Consider the following 19,168-nt stretch of genomic DNA (forward strand, 5'->3'; position numbering starts at 1 on the left):
GCGGCTGCGAGGAGCCGATCAGGAGTGTCTGCCTCCGAGCGGACGACGGGATTCGAACCCGCGACCCTCACCTTGGCAAGGTGATGCTCTACCACTGAGCCACGTCCGCGCTGCACGTCCTGCCGGTTCTCACCGGCGTTCCGTGTGCGTCCCAGACTCTAACCGAGTTCTCCGGCGAGAGTCCAACTGGCTCCCGCGGCCCGCGTGATCCTGCGGATCAGACCCTCGAATACCCCCGTCTGGGTGCCTGGAAAGCGTCGCGGACCAGGTCATAGCGGGTGACAGACTGGCTCCATGAGTGTCGTGATCTGGTCCGACGGAGTCCTGCACAGCCCCGATGAGGCGCTCGTCACAGGCGTCGACCACGGGTTGACCGTGGGCGACGGGGTATTCGAGACGTGCGCGGTGTACGGCGGCGAGGCGTTCGCGCTCACCCGGCACCTGCGCCGGCTGCGTCGCTCCGCGCTCGGCCTCGGGCTCGCGGAACCTGACGAGGACGCCGTGCGGGACGGTGTCAAGGCGGTGCTGGCGGCGGCCGGCCCCGACACGGGTCGCCTGCGGATCACTCTGACGGGTGGTCCTGGCCCGCTCGGGTCGCACCGGTTCGCTCCGGCCGAGCAGCGTCAGACCGTCGTCGTCCTCGCCGGGCCCGCGGTCCGCGCCGAGACGTCCCGCGCCGTGCGCGTGCCGTGGGTCCGCAACGAGCGCTCGGCCGTCGCAGGCCTCAAGACGACGTCCTACGCGGAGAACGTCGTCGCGCTGGCCGAGGCCTACCGCCGCGGCGCCGACGAGGCCGTGCTCGCCAACACCGTGGGCGAGCTGTGCGAGGGGACGGGCTCGAACGTGCTCGTCGAGCGCGGTGGCGAGCTCGTCACCCCCCGGCTCGACAGCGGGTGCCTCGCGGGCATCACGCGCGAGCTGTTGCTCGAGTGGGCCGCGGGGGCCGGGCTGCCGGTCCGCGAGGCCAGGCCCGGCGAGCTCCCGTACGACGTGCTCGACGAGGTCGTCGCGGGGGAGTCGTTCCTCACGCTCAGCGGGTCGATCCGGAACGTGTCGCCGGTCGCATCCCTCGACGAGGTCGACGTCGGGCTGGGCCCGGTGTCCGTGGAGGCGCAGCGGCTGTTCCAGGCGAAGGTCGCCGAGAACGTCGACCCGTGACGCCCGGCGAACGTGCCGGGCATGACGAAGGCCGGCCCCGCCGTGCGGCGGGACCGGCCTTCGAGGTCGTCGTCAGGCGGTCAGGAGGGCGGCGATCAGGGCGGTGATCTCCGTCTCCATGCGGGCGCTCTCGGTGCCGAGCGGCACGAGGGCCTCGGTGGCGGCGAGGAACCGCGCGATGGGCTCGGTGGGTGCCGCGAGCAGCGCGCTGCCCTCGACCCCGCTGAGCGAGATGAGCGTGTAATCGGGGTCTTCGTCGCGCCACACCTGCACGTCACCCGTCCCGGCGGGCGCATCGGATCCCGCGTGCATCCCCAGGGAGAGGAGCTCGCGGCCGAGGAGCCACGTCGACATGGTGTGCGGGCCTGTGAAGACTGCGCGCACCGTGTACGGATCGGTTGTCCGGAAGGAGAACTCGGAGCTCACCGGGATGACACTGGCGTCGGACCCGATGAGCTGCATGGCGACGACCTCGACGACGTCGTACGACGGCTGCGTCATCGGGTCCTCCTGTTCACAAGGGCTGGAGGTCTCATCATGGCAGGCCAGGTGCCGGATTGGACCGGTCCTCGGCCCGAGTTCACCCGGAGGGACGCGGTGACGGGATCGTCCGGTAGGTGCCACCACCCGTCCGGTCGGCTGTGAGCGTACGGGCCGGCCGGCGGCCGACCGGTTCGGAATCTGCGCCCAGGTTGGGTAGCATCCTCCTCGACGCCGCCCCCGGGTGGCTCTCCGACCTCGTGCTCCGCACGCAGGACGGGCGATTGGCTCAGTTGGTAGAGCGCCTCGTTCACACCGAGGAGGTCATCGGTTCGAGTCCGGTATCGCCCACAGGACACAGCGAGGGTCGCCCCTGACGGGCGGCCCTCGCTGCGTTGTTTCACCCGTGTCCCGGCGCGCCGTGCCGGGTGCGGGTATTGCTGACCGGGCGGTCGCCGTGTCGCCGGTAGCATCGAGGGGCCCTCCGCCCGGGTGGGCCACCACGAAGGGAACAGCACCGGTGCCCGAGCTTCTGACCCTCACCGTCGACGGATCTGCGACCACGGCGGAGCCGGGCACGACGGGCACCGACCTGTTCGGCGACCGGCGTGACGTGCTCGTCGTCCGCGTCGACGGCGAGCTGCGCGACCTGCACCTGCCGATCCCCGACGGGGCCGTGGTCGAGGCCGTGACGATCGACGAGCCCGACGGGCTCGCGGTGCTGCGGCACTCGGCGGCGCACGTCCTCGCGCAGGCGGTCCAGGAGATCAACCCCACCGCCAAGCTGGGCATCGGTCCGCCCATCACCGACGGGTTCTACTACGACTTCGACGTCGACACCCCGTTCACGCCTGAGGACCTCAAGGCGATCGAGAAGGTCATGGGCCGGATCGTCAAGGAGGGCCAGACGTTCCGCCGCTGGGACGTGACCGAGGAGGAGGCGCGCAAGGAGCTGCGCGAGGAGCCCTACAAGCTCGAGCTCATCGGGCTCAAGGGCGACCCCGCCGCCGCGGACGGCGCGTCCGTCGAGGTCGGGCTCGGCGGCCTGAGCATCTACCAGAACGTGCGTGGCGCGGGCCGGGAGAGCGAGCAGGTCGTCTGGCAGGACCTGTGCCGCGGCCCGCACGTGCCCAGCACCCGCGTGCTCGGCAACGGGTTCCAGCTGACCCGGTCGGCCGCCGCGTACTGGCGCGGGTCGGAGAAGAACCCGCAGCTGCAGCGCGTCTACGGCACCGCGTGGCCGACGAAGGACGAGCTGCGTGCGTACCTCGAGCGCATCGCCGAGGCCGAGCGCCGCGACCACCGCAAGCTCGGCAACGAGCTCGACCTGTTCTCGTTCCCCGAGGAGATCGGGTCCGGCCTGCCGGTGTTCCACCCCAAGGGCGGGCTCATCCGCATGGAGATGGAGCACTACTCGCGCCGCCGGCACGTCGAGGCGGGCTACTCGTTCGTCAACACCCCGCACATCACCAAGTCGAAGCTGTTCGAGGTCTCGGGCCATCTCGACTGGTACGCCGAGGGCATGTACCCCCCGATGACGCTCGACGAGGAGGTCGACGCGGACGGCGTCGTCCGCAAGCAGGGGCAGCAGTACTACCTCAAGCCCATGAACTGCCCGATGCACAACCTGATCTTCGCGTCGCGCGGCCGCTCCTACCGTGAGCTGCCGCTGCGGCTGTTCGAGTTCGGCACCGTGTACCGGTACGAGAAGTCGGGCGTGGTGCACGGCATGACCCGCGCGCGCGGCTTCACGCAGGACGACGCGCACATCTACTGCACCCGCGAGCAGATGACCGACGAGCTGACGAGCCTGCTCACGTTCGTCCTCGACCTGCTCAAGGACTACGGGCTCGACGACTACTACCTGGAGCTGTCGACGAAGAACCCCGACAAGTTCGTCGGGGACGACGCGACCTGGGAGGAGGCCACCGAGACGCTGCGGCGCGTCGCGGAGGCGTCCGGCCTCGACCTCGTGCCCGACCCGGGCGGCGCCGCGTTCTACGGCCCGAAGATCTCGGTGCAGGTCAAGGACGCGCTCGGGCGCACCTGGCAGATGTCGACGATCCAGCTCGACTTCAACCTGCCCGAGCGGTTCGAGCTCGAGTACACGGGCCCTGACGGCAGCCGTCAGCGGCCGGTCATGATCCACCGCGCGCTGTTCGGCTCGGTCGAGCGGTTCTTCGCCGTGCTCACCGAGCATTACGGCGGGGCGTTCCCGGCGTGGCTCGCGCCCGTGCAGGTGCTCGCCGTGCCCGTCGCGGAGCCGTTCGAGGCGTACCTCGACGACGTCGTCCAGCAGCTGCGCGCCCAGGGCATCCGCGCCGAGGTGGACCGCACCGACGACCGGTTCGGCAAGAAGATCCGCAACGCCAGCACGCAGAAGATCCCGTTCGTGCTCATCGCGGGCGGCGAGGACGCCGAGGCGGGTGCGGTGTCGTTCCGGTACCGGGACGGTCGCCAGGAGAACGGCGTGCCCGTCGCCGAGGCGATCGGGCGGATCGCGTCGGCCGTCCGCGAGCGTGTGCAGGTCTGAGACGTGAGCGACGGCGTCGAGCAGGCCGACCTGTTCGCCGGCGAGCCGGACGGCTTCCAGCGACTGTGGACGCCGCACCGGATGGCGTACATCGGCGGCCAGGACAAGCCGACGGACGACGAGGCAGGGCCGGGCTGCCCGTTCTGCCGGCAGCCGACCCTCGGCGACGAGGAAGGGCTGATCGTCGCGCGCGGTGCCGTCGCGTACGTGGTGCTCAACCTCTACCCGTACAACTCGGGGCACCTGCTGGTCTGCCCGTACCGGCACGTCGCCGACTACACGGACCTCACGGATGACGAGGTCGCGGAGGTCGCGTCGTTGACGCGCACCGCGATGCGGGTGATCCGCGAGGTGTCGGCGCCGCACGGCTTCAACCTGGGCATGAACCAGGGGCCGGTCGCTGGGGCGGGCATCGCCGCGCACCTGCACCAGCACGTGGTGCCGCGGTGGGGCGGCGACTCGAACTTCCTGCCGATCGTCGCCCGCAGCCGTGCCTTGCCCGAGCTCCTCGCGGACACGCGGGCGAAGCTCGCCGCCGCGTGGCCCGACCCGACGACGGCCGACCGGAAGGGATGATCGAGACGTGCTGAACCGACTGCGGGGTCTCATGACACGCGTCATGACCCCGCCGGCCGACGCCCTCCTGCGGGCGGGTGTCTCGCCCGACGCCGTCACGATCCTCGGCACGCTCGTCGTGGTCGTGACGGCGCTGTGGGCGTTCCCGACGGGCCACCTGTTCCTCGGGGCGCTCATCATCGGGGTGTTCGTGCTGACCGACTCGCTCGACGGCGTGATGGCCCGCCGCGCGGGCCGCTCGGGACCGTGGGGTGCGTTCCTCGACTCGACGCTCGACCGGTTCGGCGACGGCGCGATCTTCGCGGGGCTGCTGCTGTGGTTCGTGGGGGACGGCGACGACCGGCTCACGGCCGTCCTCGCGCTGGCCTGCGTGGTGCTGGGATCGATCGTGCCGTACGCCCGGGCGCGCGCCGAAGGGCTGGGCATGACCGCGTCCGGCGGGATCGCCGAACGCGCCGACCGGCTGCTGATCGCCCTCGTGGCGACGGCTGCGGTGGGGCTCGGCGCGCCTGACGGCGTGCTGACGGTCGCGCTCGGGTTCCTCGCCGTCGCGTCCGGCATCACCATCGTGCAGCGCATGGCGAAGGTGCACCGGCAGGCGGTCGGGGTGACCGAGTGAAGGTCGACGTCGCCCGGGTCTACTCGACCGCGTGGCGTGTCGCGGGTCGGGTGCCGGGCCCGCTCCTGAGGGGGCTGTGCAACGTCGCGGCCGACGTCTCGTGGTGGCGCCACGGCCAGGGCGTTCGCCGGCTCGAGGGCAACCTCGCGCGTGTGCGCCCGGGGCTCGACCAGCGTGCGCTACGTCGTCTGAGCCGCGCGGGGATGCGCTCCTACATGCGGTACTTCGGCGAGACGTTCGCGCTGCGCACGATGTCGCGCGAGCAGATCGACGCGCGCGTGCGCCTGATCAGGCACCCGCGGCTCGACGACGAGCTGGCGGCGGGGCGGACCGTCCTGCTGGCCCTCGGGCACGTCGGCAACTGGGACCTCGCGGGTGCGTACTGCACCCGCGAGCTCGCGCCGGTGACGACCGTGGCGGAGCGGCTGGAGCCCGAGGAGCTGTTCCAGGAGTTCGTCGGGTTCCGTGAGTCCATCGGGCTGCGGATCTTCCCGCTCACCGGCGGGGGAGACGTGTTCCGTGACCTCGTCCGGACCGCGCGCGGCGGGCCGGGCCTGCTGCCGCTGCTCGCCGACCGCGACCTCACGGCGCGCGGCGTCGAGGTGGACCTGTTCGGTCACCGCGCGCGCGTCGCCGCAGGCCCGGCGGCGCTGGCGGTGTCCACCGGCGCCACGCTGATGCCGACGGTCGTGAGCTACGAGCGGCTGAGCGGTGGGCGCCGGAAGGCCGCCGGGTCGCCGTGGGGCATCGTCATCGAGTTCGGCGCACCGGTCGAGGTGCCCACGGGTCTGCCGCGCGCCGAGCAGGTCCGTGCCGTCACGCAGGCGTGGGTCGACGGGCTCGCGCAGGGCATCGCGGAGCACGCCGAGGACTGGCACATGCTCCAGGCCGTGTTCGTCGAGGACCTCGACCCGGCCCGGTACGCCGCGACGCTCGAGGCGGAGCGGAGCAGCACGTGACAACGGCCTCGGCGCCGGGCCGCACCGACGGCCGACCCCTGCGGGTCGGCATCGTCTGCCCGTACTCGTTCGACGTGCCCGGCGGGGTGCAGTTCCACGTGCGGGACCTCGCCGAGGCGCTGCTCGCGCGCGGGCACGAGGTCTCGGTGCTCGCGCCGGCGGACGACGACACCCCGGTGCCGCCGTACCTCACGGCTGCGGGCCGGGCGGTCCCGGTCCGGTACAACGGGTCCGTCGCACGCCTTACGTTCGGGCCGGTGACCGCCGCCCGCGTGCGCAAGTGGCTGGCCGCGGGCGAGTTCGACGTGCTGCACCTGCACGAGCCGGTGACGCCGAGCCTCGGCATGCTCGCGCTGTGGATCGCGGACGGCCCGGTGGTCGCGACGTTCCACACCTCGCTCATCCGCTCGCGTCCGCTGCAGGTCGCGTACCCGCTGGTCAAGCAGTCGCTCGAGAAGATCTCGGCGCGCATCGCGGTGTCGGAGGACGCACGGCGCACGCTCGTCGAGCACCTCGGGGGCGACGCGGTCGTGATCCCGAACGGCGTGTACGTGGACCAGTTCGCCGACGCCGAGCCCGACCCGCGCTGGACCGGGACGCCGGACGCGCCGACGGTCGCGTTCCTGGGCCGGCTCGACGAGTCGCGCAAGGGTCTGCCGGTGCTGCTCGGCGCCTGGGGACGCGTGCTCGACGCGCTCCCCGGCGCGCGGCTGGTCGTCGCGGGCCGGGGCGAGACCGGGGCCCAGCAGGCGCGGGAGCTCTTGGGGGAGCGCGCCGGTTCGGTGGAGTTCCTCGGCAGCGTGTCCGACGACGACAAGGCCCGGCTCCTTGCGTCCGTCGACGTGTACTGCGCGCCGCAGACCGGCGGCGAGAGCTTCGGGATCGTGCTCGTCGAGGCGATGAGCGCGGGCGCGACCGTCGTGGCGAGCGACCTCGGGGCATTCAGCCGCGTGCTCGACGACGGCGCCGCGGGCGTGCTGTTCGCGACGGGCGACAGCACGGACCTCGCGGCGACCCTCGTGCGCGTCCTGCGCGACCCCGACCTGCGCGCGGCAGTGACCGCACGGGCGTCCGAGTCGGTCCGCCGGTACGACTGGTCGGCGGTCACCGACCAGGTCCTCGCGGTGTACGAGATGGTCGTCGCGGGTGCGGCGGCGCCCGTCGGGGAGGACCCGTCGTCCGTTCGCGGCGCCCGCCTGCTCGAGCTGCGCCGGCGGGAGGCCCGATGAGCTGGTCCGAGATCACCGTCGTCGTCACCGTGCTGCTCGGGCTCGGCCTGTGGTGCGTGTGGGTCGCGGCGTCCCGCCTCGACCGGCTGCACCGCAAGATGAACGCCTCGCGGGCCGTCGTGGACGCGCAGCTCGTGCGCCGCGCGACGGTCGCCGCAGAGCTCGCGACGTCGGGCCTGCTCGACCCCGTGAGCTCCGTGCTCGTGGGCGAGGCGGCCTGGGCGTCGCTGTCGTCCGGCCTCTCGGACACCACGACGCTGCCCCCCGACCTCGCGGCGCTCCTCGCGGGCGACGACCACGAGCCCGCCGGTGACGAGGTCCCGCTCGATCGCTCGCGCGTCGAGAGCGAGCTCTCCGCGACGTTGCGCGAGGCCCTCGACGACGAGGACGAGGTGGCGGTGCTGCGCGCCGACCCGTCCGGCGACGAGCTCCTCGGCGCCCTCGGGTCCGCCTGGTACCGGCTCCAGCTGGCTCGCCGGTTCCACAACGAGGCCGTCGCCCAGGCGGCTCGGGCGCGTCGTGGTCCGGTCGTCCGCGCGCTGCGCCTCGCGGGGCGCGCGCCGACCCCGCGGACGCTCGACCTCGACGACGAGTGGCCCGAGAGCCTCGGGCGTCCCGGGGCTCTCGCGCACGGGTCCGACGGGTCCCGCTCGGGCGTCTGAGACGTGCGGGAAGACGTCCTCCACCACGGACTACGATGACCCGATCGGGCCGCCGGACGGCGCGGCCCACCCATCCCGCACCACGATGTGAGGCTTGACGTGACCAGCGAGAACAGCCAGCCCACCACCACGACCGGCGCACCGGCGGCCGGCGTCATCGGCACCGCGCGGGTCAAGCGCGGGATGGCCGAGATGCTCAAGGGCGGCGTCATCATGGACGTCGTCACCGCGGACCAGGCGAAGATCGCCGAGGACGCCGGAGCGGTCGCCGTCATGGCCCTCGAGCGCGTGCCCGCCGACATCCGGGCCCAGGGCGGCGTCGCGCGCATGAGCGACCCCGACCTCATCGACGGCATCATCGAGGCGGTCTCGATCCCCGTCATGGCGAAGGCGCGCATCGGCCACTTCGTCGAGGCGCAGGTGCTGCAGTCCCTCGGTGTCGACTACGTCGACGAGTCCGAGGTGCTCACGCCGGCCGACTACGCGCACCACATCGACAAGTGGGCGTTCACGGTCCCGTTCGTCTGCGGTGCGACCAACCTCGGCGAGGCCCTGCGCCGCATCACCGAGGGCGCGGCCATGATCCGCTCGAAGGGCGAGGCCGGCACGGGTGACGTGTCGAACGCCACGACGCACATGCGCACGCTGCGTGACGAGATCCGGCGGCTGTCCTCGCTGCCCGAGGACGAGCTGTACCTGGCCGCCAAGGAGCTGCAGGCGCCCTACGACCTCGTCAAGGAGGTCGCCACCGCCGGCAAGCTGCCCGTCGTGCTGTTCACCGCCGGCGGCATCGCCACGCCCGCGGACGCGGCGATGATGATGCAGCTCGGCGCCGAGGGCGTGTTCGTCGGCTCCGGCATCTTCAAGTCGGGCAACCCGGCCGAGCGCGCCGCGGCGATCGTCAAGGCGACCACGTTCTTCGACGACCCGGACGTGCTGGCGAAGGTGTCGCGCGGCCTCGGCGAGGCGATGGTCGGCATCAACGTCGACGACGTTCCCGTGCCGCACCGCCTGGCCGAGCGGGGCTGGTGACCCAGGAGCACGAGGTGCCGGGGGCCGTGGACGACGTCGTGGCGTCCGCGGCCCCCGGCACGTCTGCGCCCGGCGACGGCGAGCTCGGTCACGCGCTCGGGCCCGACTGGGTGCGTGGCGACGACGGGCTGCTGTTCCGTCGGGCCGCGCGCGTGATCCTGCTCGACGAGCGCGACCGGGTCCTGCTGATCCGCGGGCACGACGTCGACCAGCCCGCGCGCAGCTGGTGGTTCACGATCGGCGGCGGCATCGACGCGGGCGAGGACGCGCTGGCGGCCGCGGTGCGCGAGGTGCACGAGGAGACGGGCATCGTGCTCGACCCGGCCGCCGTGCACGGCCCGGCGTTCACGCGGTCGGCGATCTTCGACTTCTACGCGCAGCACTGCCGGCAGGATGAGGAGATCTTCGTCGCACGCGTCGCGGCGTCGGCGTTTGCGGGCATCGACCGCGCCCGGTGGACGGCCGTCGAGCACGACGTCATCGACGAGCTGCGCTGGTGGTCGCTCGACGACCTGGCGCGTGTCGAGATCGAGGTGTTCCCGGAGCGGCTCGTCGAGCTCGTCGCGGGGCTGCTGCCCGAGTGGGACGGCGTCACGCGCCACCTCGGGCTCACGCACGAGTGAGCGCCGGTCACGTCACGACGCTGCGCCGCCCGTAGGCCGGGTCGAGGTGGTCCCCGGCGGCGAGCACGTCGGCGAACGCCCCGGCCGCGGCGAGCATGTCGCCGTGCGTCAGGTACGGGGCGGCGACGCCGAGGCGGACGACGTCCGGCGTCCGGAAGTCGGTGACGACCCCGCGCGCGGCGAGCGCCTGCACGACGCCGTACGCGTCCGGGTGCCGGACGGCGACCTGCGACCCCCGCTCGGCGTCGTCGAGCGGCGAGACCACCTCGACGCCCGGCACGAGGGCCTCCAGGCAGTCGCGCAGGAACCGCGTGAGCGACGACGACCGCCGCCGGACGTCCCGGACGTCGACCCCGTCGAACGCGTGCAGCGCCGCCTCCAGCGCGAGCAGCGACAGCATCGGCGGCGTCCCGATCCGCGCCCGGGCGATCCCCGGGGCGCCCTCGTACGCGCCCGCCATCGCGAACGGCTCCGCGTGCCCGTTCCACCCCGGCAGCACGTTGACGAACCGCTCCTGGTGACGCGCCGCGACGTACCCGTACGCCGGTGACCCGGGCCCGCCGTTGAGGTACTTGTACGTGCACCCGACGGCGAGGTCGACTCCGTGCAGGTCCAGGTCGACCGGCACGGCACCGGCCGAGTGGCACAGGTCCCACACGCTGACGGCACCCGCCGCGTGCGTCGCGCGCGTGAGCGAGGGCAGGTCCCACAGGCGGCCGGTGCGATAGTCCACGTGCGACAGGACGACGGCGCCGACGCGCTCGCCGCGGCGCGCCAGGTCGTCGAGCAGGGCGGGCACCGCGTCCGGACCGGAGTGCTCGACACGCCACCCCACCTGCGCGGCGACGCCCGCGACGACGTAGAGGTCCGTGGGGAAGGAGCCGGGGTCGGTGACGACGACGCCGGCGTCGGGCCGCAGCGCGACGGCGGCGTGCAGCGTCTGGTGCAGCCGGACGGTCGTCGAGTCGCCGACCACGACCTGCCCCGGGGCGGCACCCACGATCCGCCCGACCGCGTCACCGACCCGGGTCGGCGCGTCCCACCACCCGTGCGTGTTCCACGAGTGCACGAGGTCGCGGCCCCACTGGTCGCGGACCGCGCCGGCGAGGGTCTCGGGGACGGTCGCGGGCAGCGCGCCGAGCGAGTTGCCGTCGAGGTACACGATCCCGTCGGGCAGCAGGAAGCGGTCGCGCAGGTCGGTCGCGGCGTGCTCGTCGTCGAGCGCGGCGGCGCGTCGGGCGAGGTCGGCGGGGTGCGGCATGGCACCGGAGCCTACGGACGCGCGCGAGCGGGCGGCGGGCAGCCACCTAGAATCGCCCGTCGTGACCGTCACCATCGGAGTCCTCGCCCTGCAGGGCGACGTGCGCGAGCACGTGCACGTCCTGTCCTCGCTCGGTGCTCGGGCCGTCCCGGTCCGTCGCGAGTCCGAGCTCGCGTCCGTCGACGCGCTCGTGATCCCCGGCGGGGAGTCGACGACGATCGACAAGCTGCTGCGGGCGTTCGAGCTCGTGGGGCCGATCCAGGAGCGGCTGCGCGCCGGCATGCCGGCGTACGGCTCGTGCGCAGGGATGATCCTGCTCGCCGACCGGGTGCTCGGCGGGATCGAGGGGCAGCAGACGCTCGGCGGCGTCGACGTCACGGTCCGGCGCAACGCGTTCGGGCGGCAGGTCGACTCGTTCGAGACGGACCTCGTGATCGACGGCGTCGACGACTCCGCGACCGACCCGGTGCACGCCGTCTTCATCCGTGCGCCGTGGGTCGAGGAGGTCGGTCCGGCCGCGACGGCGATCGGCCGCGTGGAGGTCGGGCCCGCCGCCGGTAGGATCGTCGCCGTCCGTCAGGGGCCGCTGCTCGTCACCTCCTTCCATCCGGAGGTCACCGGCGACACCCGGGTGCACCGTCTGTTCGTCAAGATCGTCCGCGAGAGCGTGTAAGGGGTAGCGAGAGCGATGTCGGGTCACTCCAAGTGGGCCACCACGAAGCATAAGAAGGCCGTGGTCGACGCCAAGCGCAGCAAGCTCTTCGCGAAGCTGATCAAGAACATCGAGGTCGCGGCCCGCACGGGCGGCGGTGACCTCGCCGGCAACCCGACGCTCTTCGACGCGGTCCAGAAGGCGAAGAAGAACTCGGTCCCGATCGACAACATCAACCGTGCGGTCAAGCGCGGGTCCGGCCAGGAGGCCGGCGGCGCCGACTACACGACGATCATGTACGAGGGCTACGGCGCGGGCGGCATCGCGGTCCTCGTCGAGTGCCTCACGGACAACCGCAACCGTGCGGCGTCCGACGTGCGCGTCGCGTTCACACGCAACGGCGGCCAGATGGCCGACCCGGGCTCGGTGTCGTACCTGTTCTCCCGCAAGGGCGTCGTCATCGTCCCCAAGGAGGGCACCGACGAGGACGCCGTCATGGAGGCGGTCCTGGACGCCGGCGGCGAGGAGGTCAACGACCTGGGCGAGGCCTTCGAGGTCCTCTCCGAGGCCACCGACCTCGTCCCGGTCCGGACGGCCCTGCAGGAGGCCGGCATCGAGTACGACTCGGCCGACGTCGTGTTCTGGCCCGCCACCCAGATCGAGGTGGACGCCGAGGGCGCCCGCAAGATCCTGCGGCTCATCGACGCGCTCGAGGACTCGGACGACGTGCAGAACGTCTACGCGAACTTCGACGCGTCCGACGAGGTCATGGCCGAGCTCGAGAACGACTGACGCGCCGGTGCGGCGTCCGGTCCGGGCGCCGCACGGGCTGCGACGATACGAGCGTGCGCGTCCTCGGAGTCGACCCCGGCCTGACCCGGTGCGGTCTCGGCGTCGTCGACGGCCTGCCCGGCCGGCGCGCCCGGCTCGTGGCGGTCGGCGTGGCCCGGTCCGAGGTGGGCCTCGACGTCGACCAGCGGCTGCTCGCGATCGAGCGGCAGGTCGAGGAGTGGATCGAGGAGCACGGCCCCGACGCGGTGGCCGTCGAGCGCGTGTTCGCGCAGCACAACGTCAGCACCGTGATGGGCACGGCACAGGTCGCGGGCATCGCGATGGTCGCCGCCGCGCGCCGGCGCATCCCCGTCGCACTGCACACGCCGAGCGAGGTCAAGGCCGCCGTCACCGGCAACGGCCGGGCCGAGAAGGCGCAGGTCCAGACCATGGTGGCGCGGCTGCTCTCGCTCGACGAGCTCCCCAGGCCCGCGGACGCCGCCGACGCGCTCGCGCTGGCCGTCTGCCACCTGTGGCGGCCCGCCGGTGCGCTCGGCGCCCCGCAGCGGGCCCCCGGGTCGATGACGTCGGCGCAGCGCGCGTGGGCGGCGGCCGAGCAGGCGGCCCGACGACGCGGCTGACGCGCGTGTCCTTCGTACAGGTGTTCGCCTGCGTGTGTCAGAGTGGGGGCGGCACGGTTCGGTCGACGAGAGGGGTGTGCCGGTGATCGCGTCGGTGCACGGCACGGTGCAGGCGGTCCGGCTGGACGCGGCGGTCGTCGAGGTGGGGGGAGTGGGCCTGCTCGTGCAGGCGACACCCACCACGCTCGCGGGCCTGCGGGTCGGATCGACGGCGCAGCTCGCCACGTCCCTCGTGGTCCGCGAGGACTCGCTCACGCTGTTCGGCTTCGCGGACGCCGACGAGCGCGAGGTCTTCGAGCTCGTGCAGACGGTCAGCGGCGTCGGACCCCGGCTGGCCCTCGCGATGCTCGCGGTGCACACGCCCGACGGGTTGCGCCGGGCCGTCGCCGACGAGGACCTCGCCGCGCTCAAGCGCGTGCCGGGCATCGGGCACAAGGGCGCGCAGCGGATCGTGCTCGAGCTCGGCGACAAGCTCGGGCTGCCGTCGTCGGCGGTCGCCACCGGTTCGCCCGTGCCGTCGGACGACCGCCGGGACCAGGTCGTCGAGGCGCTCGTCGGCCTCGGCTGGACCGCGCGTGCCGCTGGCGACGCGGTCGACACGGTGCTGGAGTCGAGCCCCGGACCCGTCGGCGCGGACGAGGTCGCGGGCGTGCTCCGCGCCGCGCTGCGCACGCTCGGCGGCGGCCGTGGCTGACGAGGAGCTGGTCACCGAGCGGTTCGACGCGGAGTCGCTCGTCCGGTCGGCCGCCGACGACGTCGAGCGCGCCGCCGAGGCGGCGCTGCGCCCGCGCCGGCTCGACGAGTTCGTCGGGCAGCGCGTCGTGCGCGACCAGCTCTCGCTCGTCCTGCAGGCCGCGCGTGCGCGAGGACGAGCGCCGGACCACGTGCTGCTGTCCGGCCCGCCCGGCCTCGGCAAGACGACGCTCGCGATGATCGTCGCGGCCGAGCTCGGAGCATCGCTGCGCGTGACCAGCGGCCCGGCGATCCAGCACGCGGGCGACCTCGCGGCCGTCCTGTCCTCCCTCGAAGAGGGCGAGGTGCTGTTCCTCGACGAGATCCACCGCCTGGCACGTCCGGCGGAGGAGCTGCTGTACGTCGCGATGGAGGACTTCCGGGTCGACGTGGTGGTCGGCAAGGGGGCCGGAGCGAGCGCGATCCCGCTCGCGCTGCCGCCGTTCACGGTCGTCGGTGCGACCACCCGCGCCGGGCTGCTCCCAGCGCCGCTGCGCGACCGCTTCGGGTTCACGGGCCACCTCGACTTCTACGCGACCGAGGAGCTCGAGCGCGTGCTGGTCCGGTCGGCCGGGCTCCTGGGGGTCCCGCTGGCAGGCGAGGCTGCCGCCGAGATCGCCTCGCGGTCGCGGGGGACGCCGCGCATCGCCAACCGCCTGCTGCGACGCGTCCGCGACTGGGCCGAGGTGCGCGGGGACGGCACGCTCAGCCTCGACGCCGCGCGCGCGGCGCTCGAGGTGTACGAGGTGGACGCCCGGGGCCTGGACCGGCTCGACCGCGCGGTGCTCTCGGCGCTGTGCACGCGCTTCGGCGGCGGACCGGTGGGACTCACCACGCTCGCCGTCGCCGTCGGCGAGGAGCCCGAGACGGTCGAGACCGTCGCGGAGCCGTTCCTGGTGCGCGAGGGTCTCGTCGGGCGGACGCCGCGGGGTCGCGTGGCGCTGCCGGCGGCGTGGCAGCACCTGGGTCTCGCCGTGCCGCCCGGGCCCGGCACGCTGTTCGGCTGAGACAGGTGCGGGCCGGCCGGAACTTCGCGTACCGGTCGCACGTTGGAGGCACCGGCCGCTACGCCTAGACTGCGGCGGACACCGACGACAGATCCGGAGCTGTAACCCGCATGGGCAACCTCTCGTTCCTCATCATCCTCATCATCGCGTTCGGCGCCCTGTGGCTCATGTCGAGCCGCACGCGCAAGCAGCAGCGTGCCGCGTCCGAGTTCCGGAACAACCTGGTGGCAGGTGACGAGGTGATGACAGGCTCCGGCCTGTTCGGGACCGTCGTGGACGTCGAGGACGACGTCATCACCCTCGAGACGAGCCCGGGCGGCGCACAGACGCGATGGATCCGCGCAGCCATCGCGAAGCGCGTCGACCCCGTCGTCGAGGACACCACCGCCGACGACGAGCTCGAGCCGGCTGACGCCGAGGCCGACCGCCTCACGCGGGCCGACGACGAGGTCATCGATGTGCCCGACGACCTGTCGTCGCTGTCCGACGTCCGCAAGGATGACGAGCCGGACACCAAGTAATCGCACGGCCCGGGTGACGACGCCCGGGCCCGGACCCCACCGGCCGCTCCCCGTGGCTGGTGCGCGCACGAGAGAAGAACTCCGTTGGCCCCTCCCTCACGCCGTCAGAGGCCCTTCCGCACGCTCGGCGTGCTCGGGATCCTCATCGTCGCCATCGTCGCCTCGCTCTTCGCAGGCACCAAGTGGTCGGACGCGACCTGGACCCCGAGCCTCGCGCTCGACCTCGAGGGTGGGACGCAGATCATCCTCAAGGCGAAGCCCGTCGGGGACGAGAAGGTCACCTCCAACACGATCTCGCAGGCGATCGAGGTGATCCGGCAGCGCGTCGACTCGTCGGGCGTCGCGGAGGCGGAGATCACGAGCCAGGGCTCCGACCAGATCGTGGTCGGGCTGCCGGGCAAGCCGAGCGAGGAGACCCTCAAGCTCGTCCGCACGCCCGCGCACATGGAGTTCCGCCCGGTCCTCGCGGTCGGTGCGCCGACGCCCACGTCGGCCGACCAGCCGTCGGCCTCGCCGACGCCGACCGCCACGGCCGGTGCCGCGACGGACTCGGGCACGCAGCCGACGGACGCGGCGACCGCGCCGGCCGACGCCGCCGCGACCCCCGAGCCGACCCCGTCCGCCAGCGCCCCGGCGTCGGACACGCCGACCAAGGCGGCGCCGGACAACGCCAGCGACGCCGCGTACTACGTGACGCCGGCCGTGCAGGAGAAGTTCGACCAGCTCGACTGCACGAGCGCCGACAACCGCACGGGTGGCTCGTCGGGTGACCCGGACGTCGCGTTCGTCACCTGCGACCCCGACGGCAGCGCGAAGTACATCCTCGGCCCGGTCGAGATCCAGGGGTCGGAGATCGCGAGCGCGAGCTCGGGCCGCAACGTGCTGCCCAACGGCGGCGTGGGCACCGAGTGGGTCGTCAACCTCAAGATGAAGTCGAAGGGCACGTCGCAGTTCACGGACGTGACCACCCGGCTCCAGGGCCTGACGTCGCCCCAGAACCAGTTCGCGATGGTGCTCGACGGCCTCGTGATCTCCGCGCCGAGCCTCGCGCCCAACGTGATCATCTCGAACGGACAGGCCGAGATCTCCGGCAGCTTCACGCGCGAGTCCGCGGCCTCGCTGGCGAACCAGCTCAACTTCGGTGCCCTGCCCGTGACGTTCGAGGTGCAGAGCGAGGACCAGATCTCCGCGACGCTCGGCGCCGAGCAGCTCGAGAAGGGCCTCCTCGCGGGCCTCATCGGCCTGATCCTCGTCGTCATCTACTCGATGCTGCAGTACCGCGCGCTCGGCCTGCTGACCGTCGCGTCGCTCGTCGTCGCCGCAGCGCTGACGTACGGCATCATCACGCTGCTGTCGTGGACGCAGGGCTACCGGCTGTCGCTGCCGGGTGTCGCCGGCCTCATCGTCGCCATCGGCATCACCGCCGACTCGTTCATCGTCTACTTCGAGCGCATCCGTGACGAGCTGCGTGAGGGCCGGACCCTCGCCGCCGCCGTCGACCGCGGGTGGGAGCGCGCTCGGCGCACGATCCTGGCGTCCGACGCGGTGAACTTCATCGCCGCCATCGTGCTCTACCTGCTGGCGGTCGGCGGGGTGCGCGGCTTCGCGTTCACCCTCGGCCTCACGACGATCATCGACGTCGTCGTCGTGTTCCTGTTCACGCACCCGATGATGCAGCTCATCGCCCGCATGCCGTTCTTCGCGCACGGGCACCCGTTGTCCGGCCTCGACCCGCGCCGGCTGGGCGTGGACGCGACCCGGTACGTCGGGCGCGGCAAGGTCGTCTCGGGTCCGCGGACCACGACGACGACGGACGACGTGCCGGCCGACGCCGCGCCGGCGCCCGCGTCGCGCGTCCCGGTCGGTGTCGGCGGCGGTCAGACGATCGCCGAGCGCCGCGCCGCGGCGAAGGCCGCCGCGCAGGACGCGTCGGCCGCGTCGCCGCCGACGGCGGGGGTCAGCCCTGACGACGGCGCGCAGGAGTCCGGGACCGAGTCCGGTCGCACCGAGGGGAACGAGCACTGATGGCCGCGGGATTCGCCCAGTGGGGCAACGACCTGTACGCCGGTCGTCGGTCGTACGACATCGTCGGGCACCGGCGCATCTGGTTCACGATCTCGACGATCCTCGTGATCCTGTCGGCGATCCTCTTGATCAAGCCGGGCCTCAACCCGGGCATCGAGTTCCGGGGCGGCTCGCAGTTCATCGTGTCGGGCGTCCCGAACGCCGACGAGCAGCTCGCGATCGACACCGTGAAGTCCATCGCTCCCGAGGAGTCCCCGGAGGTTACCCAGCTCGGGACCGACAGCCTGCGGATCCAGACCTCCAAGCTCGCCAACGACCAGGTCGAGGAGGTCGCCTCGGCGCTCCAGGCCGCGTACGGCGTGACCGACGACGAGGTCGCGAGCTCGTTCATCGGCCCGTCGTGGGGTGCGGACATCTCGAAGAAGGCGATCACGGGCATCCTCGTGTTCCTCGTCTTCGTCACGATCGTGATGACGATCTACTTCCGGAACTGGCGGATGGCCCTCGCGGCGCTCATCGCGCTGTTCCACGACCTGATCATCACGGTCGGCGTGTACGCCGCGGTCGGCTGGGAGGTGACGCCGGCGACGGTGATCGGCTTCCTCACGATCCTCGGATACTCGATCTACGACACGGTCGTCGTGTTCGACAAGGTGCGCGAGAACACCGCGGACACGCTGGACCAGAGCCGGTACACGTACGCCGAGAAGGCGAACCTCGCCGTCAACCAGACGCTGGTGCGGTCGATCAACACCTCGGTCGTCGCCCTGCTCCCGGTCGGCGCGATCCTCTTCGTGGGCGCGTTCATCCTCGGTGCGGGCACGCTGCGCGACATCGCGCTGGCGCTGTTCGTCGGCATGCTGATCGGCACGTTCTCGTCGATCTTCCTCGCCACGCCGTTCGAGGTGACGCTGCGTGAGCGCGAGCCGGCGATCCGCGACCACACCCGCAAGGTGCTCGCGGCGCGCCAGGCACGTGTCGACGCCGGTGGCGAGGCCGACGAGCCCCTGCTCGCGTCGGCGGTGCACGGCGCGAGCCAGCTGCGCCCGGGTTCCCACCAAGGTGTCCAGGCCCAGCCGAAGCGGCGCCGATGACCGACCAGTCGCAGCTCGCGCGGCCGGCGGGGGAGTCTTCGGGCGCCCCCGGCGGCCGCGCGGCCGTGCTCGCCCGGATCGACGAGCTCGTCCGGCTCGTGCCGGACTACCCGGAACCCGGTGTCCTGTTCCGGGACATCACGCCGCTGCTGGCGGACGCCGAGGCGTTCGCGGCCGTCATCGACGAGCTCGCCGCGTCTGTCGACGGGCAGGTCGACCTGGTCGCCGGCATGGAGGCGCGCGGGTTCCTGCTCGCCGCACCGTTGGCCGTCGCCCTCGGCGCCGGGGTCATCCCGGTGCGCAAGGCCGGCAAGCTCCCCGGGCCCACGGTCGTCGAGCACTACCGGCTCGAGTACGGCGAGGCGTCCGTCGAGGTCCACCCGTTCACGGTGCCCGAGGGTTCCCGCGTGCTCGTCGTCGACGACGTCCTGGCGACCGGCGGAACGGCCGCGGCGACCGTGCGGCTCATCGAGAGCTGCGGCGCCCACGTCGTCGGCCTGTCGTTCCTCGTCGAGCTGGACGGTCTTGCAGGGCGTCGGCAGCTGGGGGAGCACCCGATCGACGTGCTCGTCCACGTCCCCTGACCCCGCCGC

At 72.7% G+C, this 19,168-nt stretch carries 20 protein-coding genes and 2 tRNA genes; 19 read left to right on the forward strand and 3 right to left on the reverse strand.

Going from position 1 to position 19,168, the window contains the following annotated elements; genetic code table 11:
- Window positions 1-37 precede the first annotated feature (37 nt).
- Window positions 38-109, reverse strand: a tRNA-Gly gene (locus J7523_RS14050).
- Between the two features lie 185 nt (window positions 110-294).
- Here J7523_RS14050 and J7523_RS14055 point away from each other — a divergent pair.
- Window positions 295-1,158 carry an aminotransferase class IV gene (locus J7523_RS14055; RefSeq protein ID WP_291887711.1) on the forward strand — a complete coding sequence of 288 codons (864 nt, stop codon included), beginning with the start codon at window positions 295-297 and terminating at the stop codon, window positions 1,156-1,158.
- 72 nt (window positions 1,159-1,230) lie between these two features.
- Here J7523_RS14055 and J7523_RS14060 read toward each other — a convergent pair whose 3' ends face one another.
- A complete protein-coding gene (locus tag J7523_RS14060; RefSeq protein ID WP_291887714.1) occupies window positions 1,231-1,659 on the reverse strand; it encodes an SsgA family sporulation/cell division regulator in 429 nt (142 codons plus the stop codon).
- Window positions 1,660-1,916: 257 nt separating this feature from the next.
- Here J7523_RS14060 and J7523_RS14065 point away from each other — a divergent pair.
- The 9 genes from J7523_RS14065 (at window position 1,917) to J7523_RS14105 (ending at window position 9,871) form a co-directional block, all read left to right on the forward strand.
- Window positions 1,917-1,989, forward strand: a tRNA-Val gene (locus J7523_RS14065).
- 169 nt (window positions 1,990-2,158) lie between these two features.
- Complete coding sequence (gene thrS, locus J7523_RS14070; RefSeq protein ID WP_291887717.1) at window positions 2,159-4,171, forward strand: threonine--tRNA ligase; 2,013 nt, start codon at window positions 2,159-2,161, stop codon at window positions 4,169-4,171.
- A gap of 3 nt (window positions 4,172-4,174) precedes the next feature.
- Window positions 4,175-4,747: an HIT domain-containing protein gene (locus J7523_RS14075; RefSeq protein ID WP_291887719.1), complete on the forward strand. Its 573-nt coding sequence runs from the start codon at window positions 4,175-4,177 to the stop codon at window positions 4,745-4,747.
- A 7-nt stretch (window positions 4,748-4,754) separates the two neighbouring features.
- A complete protein-coding gene (pgsA, locus tag J7523_RS14080) occupies window positions 4,755-5,366 on the forward strand; it encodes a phosphatidylinositol phosphate synthase (RefSeq protein WP_291887722.1) in 612 nt (203 codons plus the stop codon).
- Window positions 5,363-6,325, forward strand: coding sequence for a phosphatidylinositol mannoside acyltransferase (locus J7523_RS14085; protein ID WP_291887724.1), 963 nt, complete (start codon window positions 5,363-5,365; stop codon window positions 6,323-6,325). The genes pgsA and J7523_RS14085 overlap by 4 nt, the downstream gene beginning before the upstream one ends.
- A 38-nt stretch (window positions 6,326-6,363) precedes the next feature.
- A complete protein-coding gene (locus tag J7523_RS14090; RefSeq protein WP_291887806.1) occupies window positions 6,364-7,554 on the forward strand; it encodes a glycosyltransferase family 4 protein in 1,191 nt (396 codons plus the stop codon).
- Window positions 7,551-8,216 (forward strand): hypothetical protein, encoded by a 666-nt coding sequence (locus tag J7523_RS14095; protein ID WP_291887726.1) that lies wholly within the window; start codon window positions 7,551-7,553, stop codon window positions 8,214-8,216. Before J7523_RS14090 ends, J7523_RS14095 begins: the two co-directional genes overlap by 4 nt.
- A 99-nt stretch (window positions 8,217-8,315) precedes the next feature.
- Window positions 8,316-9,248 carry a pyridoxal 5'-phosphate synthase lyase subunit PdxS gene (gene pdxS / locus J7523_RS14100; protein ID WP_291887728.1) on the forward strand — a complete coding sequence of 311 codons (933 nt, stop codon included), beginning with the start codon at window positions 8,316-8,318 and terminating at the stop codon, window positions 9,246-9,248.
- Entirely contained in the window at window positions 9,245-9,871 is a 627-nt protein-coding gene (locus tag J7523_RS14105) for an NUDIX domain-containing protein (protein ID WP_363267040.1), read from the forward strand. Before pdxS ends, J7523_RS14105 begins: the two co-directional genes overlap by 4 nt.
- 7 nt (window positions 9,872-9,878) lie before the next feature.
- Here J7523_RS14105 and kynU read toward each other — a convergent pair whose 3' ends face one another.
- Window positions 9,879-11,132 (reverse strand): kynureninase, encoded by a 1,254-nt coding sequence (gene kynU, locus J7523_RS14110; protein ID WP_291887732.1) that lies wholly within the window; start codon window positions 11,130-11,132, stop codon window positions 9,879-9,881.
- Between the two features lie 61 nt (window positions 11,133-11,193).
- Between kynU and pdxT the strand changes: the two genes are divergently transcribed.
- The 9 genes from pdxT to J7523_RS14155 all read left to right on the forward strand — a co-directional run bounded on the left by pdxT (window position 11,194) and on the right by J7523_RS14155 (window position 19,159).
- On the forward strand, window positions 11,194-11,805 hold the full coding sequence (gene pdxT / locus J7523_RS14115) for a pyridoxal 5'-phosphate synthase glutaminase subunit PdxT (RefSeq protein WP_291887734.1): 612 nt from the start codon (window positions 11,194-11,196) through the stop codon (window positions 11,803-11,805).
- Window positions 11,806-11,820: 15 nt separating this feature from the next.
- Window positions 11,821-12,576, forward strand: a complete 756-nt coding sequence (locus J7523_RS14120; RefSeq protein ID WP_291887737.1) for a YebC/PmpR family DNA-binding transcriptional regulator — start codon at window positions 11,821-11,823, stop codon at window positions 12,574-12,576.
- Between the two features lie 53 nt (window positions 12,577-12,629).
- A complete protein-coding gene (gene ruvC, locus J7523_RS14125) occupies window positions 12,630-13,196 on the forward strand; it encodes a crossover junction endodeoxyribonuclease RuvC (RefSeq protein WP_291887739.1) in 567 nt (188 codons plus the stop codon).
- A gap of 82 nt (window positions 13,197-13,278) precedes the next feature.
- Window positions 13,279-13,890: a Holliday junction branch migration protein RuvA gene (gene ruvA, locus J7523_RS14130; protein WP_291887809.1), complete on the forward strand. Its 612-nt coding sequence runs from the start codon at window positions 13,279-13,281 to the stop codon at window positions 13,888-13,890.
- A complete protein-coding gene (gene ruvB, locus J7523_RS14135; protein WP_291887742.1) occupies window positions 13,883-14,935 on the forward strand; it encodes a Holliday junction branch migration DNA helicase RuvB in 1,053 nt (350 codons plus the stop codon). Before ruvA ends, ruvB begins: the two co-directional genes overlap by 8 nt.
- A gap of 110 nt (window positions 14,936-15,045) precedes the next feature.
- Window positions 15,046-15,456 carry a preprotein translocase subunit YajC gene (gene yajC, locus J7523_RS14140; protein WP_291887745.1) on the forward strand — a complete coding sequence of 137 codons (411 nt, stop codon included), beginning with the start codon at window positions 15,046-15,048 and terminating at the stop codon, window positions 15,454-15,456.
- Between the two features lie 129 nt (window positions 15,457-15,585).
- Window positions 15,586-17,481 (forward strand): protein translocase subunit SecD, encoded by a 1,896-nt coding sequence (gene secD, locus J7523_RS14145; RefSeq protein WP_291887747.1) that lies wholly within the window; start codon window positions 15,586-15,588, stop codon window positions 17,479-17,481.
- On the forward strand, window positions 17,481-18,575 hold the full coding sequence (gene secF / locus J7523_RS14150) for a protein translocase subunit SecF (RefSeq protein WP_291887749.1): 1,095 nt from the start codon (window positions 17,481-17,483) through the stop codon (window positions 18,573-18,575). The genes secD and secF overlap by 1 nt, the downstream gene beginning before the upstream one ends.
- Window positions 18,572-19,159 carry an adenine phosphoribosyltransferase gene (locus J7523_RS14155; protein ID WP_291887751.1) on the forward strand — a complete coding sequence of 196 codons (588 nt, stop codon included), beginning with the start codon at window positions 18,572-18,574 and terminating at the stop codon, window positions 19,157-19,159. The genes secF and J7523_RS14155 overlap by 4 nt, the downstream gene beginning before the upstream one ends.
- Window positions 19,160-19,168 lie beyond the last annotated feature (9 nt).

Origin of the sequence: Cellulomonas sp., from assembly GCF_017744555.1 — a bacterium.
Classification (GTDB): Bacteria; Actinomycetota; Actinomycetes; order Actinomycetales; family Cellulomonadaceae; genus Cellulomonas.